The organism is Streptomyces pseudogriseolus (assembly GCA_002154585.1).
Lineage (GTDB): Bacteria > Actinomycetota > Actinomycetes > Streptomycetales > Streptomycetaceae > Streptomyces > Streptomyces pseudogriseolus.
This window is the reverse complement of record MUNG01000185.1, coordinates 1-4,151: the sequence shown is the minus strand read 5'-3', so window position 1 is coordinate 4,151 and position 4,151 is coordinate 1. Positions and strand designations below refer to the sequence as shown.

5 protein-coding genes are annotated in these 4,151 nt (G+C 74.9%); all 5 read right to left on the bottom strand.

The genetic code is table 11. The features are described 5' to 3' along the window. Positions 1–87: 87 nt before the first annotated feature. The 5 genes from CCN29_RS17640 to CCN29_RS17620 all read right to left on the bottom strand — a co-directional run bounded on the left by CCN29_RS17640 (position 88) and on the right by CCN29_RS17620 (position 4,145). Positions 88–804: a hypothetical protein gene (locus CCN29_RS17640; protein WP_006130968.1), complete on the bottom strand. Its 717-nt coding sequence runs from the start codon at positions 802–804 to the stop codon at positions 88–90. A gap of 217 nt (positions 805–1,021) precedes the next feature. Continuing rightward, complete coding sequence (locus tag CCN29_RS17635) at positions 1,022–1,927, bottom strand: DMT family transporter (RefSeq protein ID WP_006130969.1); 906 nt, start codon at positions 1,925–1,927, stop codon at positions 1,022–1,024. 126 nt (positions 1,928–2,053) lie between these two features. Next, complete coding sequence (locus CCN29_RS17630) at positions 2,054–2,575, bottom strand: NUDIX hydrolase (protein ID WP_006130970.1); 522 nt, start codon at positions 2,573–2,575, stop codon at positions 2,054–2,056. A gap of 36 nt (positions 2,576–2,611) precedes the next feature. Further along, positions 2,612–2,848 carry a hypothetical protein gene (locus tag CCN29_RS17625; RefSeq protein WP_006130971.1) on the bottom strand — a complete coding sequence of 79 codons (237 nt, stop codon included), beginning with the start codon at positions 2,846–2,848 and terminating at the stop codon, positions 2,612–2,614. A gap of 64 nt (positions 2,849–2,912) precedes the next feature. Continuing rightward, positions 2,913–4,145: an FAD-dependent oxidoreductase gene (locus CCN29_RS17620; protein ID WP_228731003.1), complete on the bottom strand. Its 1,233-nt coding sequence runs from the start codon at positions 4,143–4,145 to the stop codon at positions 2,913–2,915. Positions 4,146–4,151: the final 6 nt, after the last annotated feature.

Sequence of the window (4,151 nt, the reverse complement as noted above, 5' to 3'; positions counted from 1 at the left end):
GTCGCAGCCGGGTTCATGGGGCGGGACCTTACACAGCGTTCCGGTGCGGGAAGGTGTACGGCCCGGCAGGGCTCATTCGCGTGCGGCTCAACCCAGCTTCGCCGACTGCGCCTTCACCACCGCCGGCGGCAGTTTCGCGTCGCTCGCCCGGCCGTTGGCGATCGCCATGCCGTCGGCCGAGAAGTAGACGGCGACGACGTCGCCCGCACGGACGACCTGGGTGTGGACGATGTGGGACACGCCCTGGTACGACGTCGTGGCCGTGAAGCCGGCGGTCTCCTCGCCGGCCGGGGCGACGTCCTCCGCGGCGACCGAGTCGTACACCGTGCTGCCGTTGCTCCCCTCGGCGGTGAAGCCGTCGCCGCACGCGTCCACGGCCTTCTTCATGTCCGCCACCACGGCCTGCGCGCCGCCGGACGCGTACGTCGTCAGCGTGACGTAGGTCTGGATGCCGGTCGGGCCCTGGGACTCGGGGGCCAGGGCCCGCGTCAGGTCCGCCTGCGGCTTACCGAGCGGCAGTTGGTTCATGGCGAGGGCCAGGGGCGTGCAGGCCGCCTTGTCGGCCTTCAGCTCCGACGCGGACCTGGCGAGGGCGAACTCGTCGTCGTACTCCTGGACCGAGAAGCCCTTCGCCTCGGCCGGCGTGACCATCAGCCCGGCCAGCCGCTCGGCCGGCGCGGCCTGCTCCGACCGGGTCGCGGAGGGCCTGGGCTCGCCGGTGGACTTGTCCGCCTCGTCGCCTCCGCCGCACGCGGTGAGCGCGGCGAGACAGAGAACGGCCAGGGCGGGGACGGAACGGTTCACGAAAGGGCTCCTCGTAGGCATGTGGGGGGATGGTGAGGGGTGGGTGAGCTCGCCGCGCGTCGCGCCGCGCGCCTGCCGAGTGCGGCCCCGCGCGCCATGTGACGCCGGACCACCGTCCGGGTCAGGGCGGCGGCACCACGTCACCGGCCTCTTCGCCGCCGTGATGATAGCGAACGGCGTCCACGTCGCCGGTCCAGGGCGATACCGTCAACCCGCCTCAGGGCGCAGGGGAATCCGCGTCCGCCGCCGCCCCCTTCTCCTCGTTCTCGCTCGCCAGCGCCCGCGCCAACGGCAGGCGCGACAGCGCGAGCACGCCGGCCGCGATGAGCGCGGCGCCCAGGAGTTGCGGGACGAGCCACCAGCCCGTGCGGACGTACTCCGCGTAGACCGTGACCCCCAGGGCCAGGCTCACGCACGCGTCCCCCAGCGTCAGGGCCGGCTGGGAGGCGACCAGCGGGCCGGACTGCATCGCGTTCTCGAGGAAGAACAGCGCGCAGACCCCGAACAGGGCGAAGCCGTACGTCTGCCAGGTGGTGAAGAAGGCCCCGACGCCCCTGTCGTCGAGGGTGTGCATCGACGTCTTCATCAGCGCGGCCGTCATGGCGTACGAGATGGCCGTGGCGAGTCCGAAGCAGGCGGCGCGTCCGCGGCCCTCGGGGCGGCGGAGTGCCGCGACGACGAGGGCGGCGATGGCGGCGACGGATCCGGCGAGCGCCGGGATCCAGTGGGTCATCGGCACCTGGGTGCGGTTTCCGGCGGGCGAGGCCGCGAAGAGCACGACGGCGAGCCCGGCGACCACCGTGCCGACGGCCGCCCAGCCGGCGCGGGACAGCCGGCCCTGGAGGACGGCGGTGGCGATGACCAGGGCGAGGGGCAGTTCGAGGACGAACAGGGGCTGCACGACGGTGATCGGTCCGGTCGCGAGCGCCACGGCCTGGCAGACGCCCGCGGTGATCACGACCACGATGCCGATCAGCCAGACGGGGCGGCGCAGCAGGTCGAGGATCAGTCCGGCGCGCAGCCCCTCGGACTTGGGCACCGTCAGGGCGGCCTTGCGCTGGAGCACGGTCGCGAGCGCGTTGCTGAGCGCGGCGCCCAGCGCGAACAGGACCGGCAGCAGCATGTCCACCCTCCACGACGAGTCGGTCCGCCCCCGGTCCTTGTCATCCCTCGGTCCCTGTCATGGTGACCGCCCGGCGGACGGCGCGCGAACGCGGAAGCGGGGGCGCGGGCGGCGGCGTGCGCCGTTTCAGCCGGTGGGCCCGGCGGGGGCCGGCCCGCCGCGGCGCGGGGCGGCCCAGCGGTGGTACGCCTCCCGCGCGTCGGGGACGAACGCCTCGTCCTCGGCCACCTCCGCAAGCTGGGGCTCCGTCAGCCAGTCGTACCAGGCGATCTCGTCCGGGTCGGGGGCGACGGGCCCGGTCACCACCGCCTCGTGCAGCCCGAGCCAGTACGGGCTGATCACGCCCGCGCACGTGAACTTGAGGACGAAGCGGGGGTGGGCCCGTACGCCCAGTTCCTCCGTCAGCTCCCGCGCGGCGGCCTCCTCGTAGGTCTCGCCGGGCTCCGACGCTCCCCCGAGCATGAAGTTGACGCCGTTCGGGAAGCGGTCCGCGTCGGCCGGCCGGCGGTGCACGAGGATCCTCCCCCGCGTGTCCCGGCAGACGACCGTCGCGACGCGGTGCAGCCACCGCCTGCGGATCGCCTCGCCCCTGCCGACGAGGCCGATCACCCGATCGTCGTCGTCCACCCGTTCGACCAGTTCCGTCATGATCACATCATGCACGCGGCGCAGCCCTGCCAGGGGTCAGTCGTGCAGGCCGTGCGCCGAGGTCCAGGTGTCCGGGCCGCCGCCGCGCCATTCGACGAGCGGGGACTGCCGCAGCCAGTCGTCGTCGGCGTTCTCCATCCCGGCCAGCCGCAGGAACTCCACCACGTCCAGGAGGGTGTACGCCATGCCCAGGAAGTGCGGGCCGGCGCGGACCCGGCGGCCGCCGTCACCGGCGGGCGGGTAGATCACGATGGGCCGCTGGTCGCTCGCCATGGGTCCAGCGTGCACGGAGTGCCGGCGGCACGCATGCGGGCGCGGGCCCGCCGCGGTGGCGCGGTCAGCCGGTCGCCAGGCTGGGCTCGGGGACGGGCTGACCTGGGAAGGAACGGTCCCCGAAGAGGATCCGGGCCGCCGCGGCGCGGCCGGGCGGCGTGCGCAGGAGGGTGAACGCGGCCGTGGTCGCGGCGGGCGTCCGGATGTGCGCGAGTCCGGTGCGCAGCGCCAGCCGGCCGCGGAAGCTGGAGCGCAGGGAGGCGCCGCTGTAGTGGGTCAGCGCGTCCGGGGCGCCGCTCCGCAGGGCGTCGTCGAGGACCTGGGCCGCCAGGTCGGACAGGCGCAGGCACGGGTCGAGGCCACCGGCGGTGAGCGGGGACACCGCGCCGGCCGCGTCCCCGACGAGCAGTCCGTCCGCGCAGCCGATGCGGCGCAGCACCCCGCCGACGGGTATGGGCCCGCCCCGCCGCTCGACCGTGTCGGGCCGCCGTACGCCGTCGAGACCGGGTGCGTGGGCGCTGAAGCGTTCCATGGCCCGGCGCAGGCCGTCGGGGAAGCGGTCGGCATACCCGGCGACGCCCACATGGGCGTGCTCCCCGTCGTTGACCGCCCACGCCAGGTATCCGGGGGCGACACGGGGGTCGAGGACGCAGTGGAAGGTGGGCGGTTCGCCGTTCGGGGCGACCGGGAAGACCTCCTCGGCCCCGACCAGCAGGTGCCGGTTGCGGTCGAGGCCGAGGTCGCGGGCGACGCTCGACCGGGCGCCGTCCGCGCCGACGACGTACCGGGCACGCACCCGGTACGGCCCTTCGCGGCCGATCAGGTGGTACGTCCCGCCGTGCCGGCCGGCGTAGCGGGTGCCCAGCGCGAGCCGTACGCCCGCCTCGGCGGCGACCGCGGCCGACGTGTCGTACAGCCCGGCCATGTCGCCGACGCGGAACTCGTCCCGGTCGCTGACCAGGGCGACGGGGCGGCTCAGGCTGGGCGGATAGAGCAGCATCCGCCGGATCGGCGGGCCGAGGTGGCGTTCGGGCAGCGGGAAGTCGTCGAGCGTCTTGCGCACGAAGATCCCGGTGGTGCGGATCGCGCCGGCCAGGGTGGTGCGCCGGTCCACGAGGAGGACGTCGTGCCCCTGCCGGGCGAGCCGCGTGGCGACGTGGAGTCCGGCGAGACCGGCGCCGACGACCAGCACGTCGGCGCCGGTCTCGCGGCCGGACGCCGGACGGGCGGCGGACGCGGGGGTGGGGGCGGACACAGTGGCGGGGGCGGACACGGTGGCGGGGGCGGCTGAGGACATCAGGTA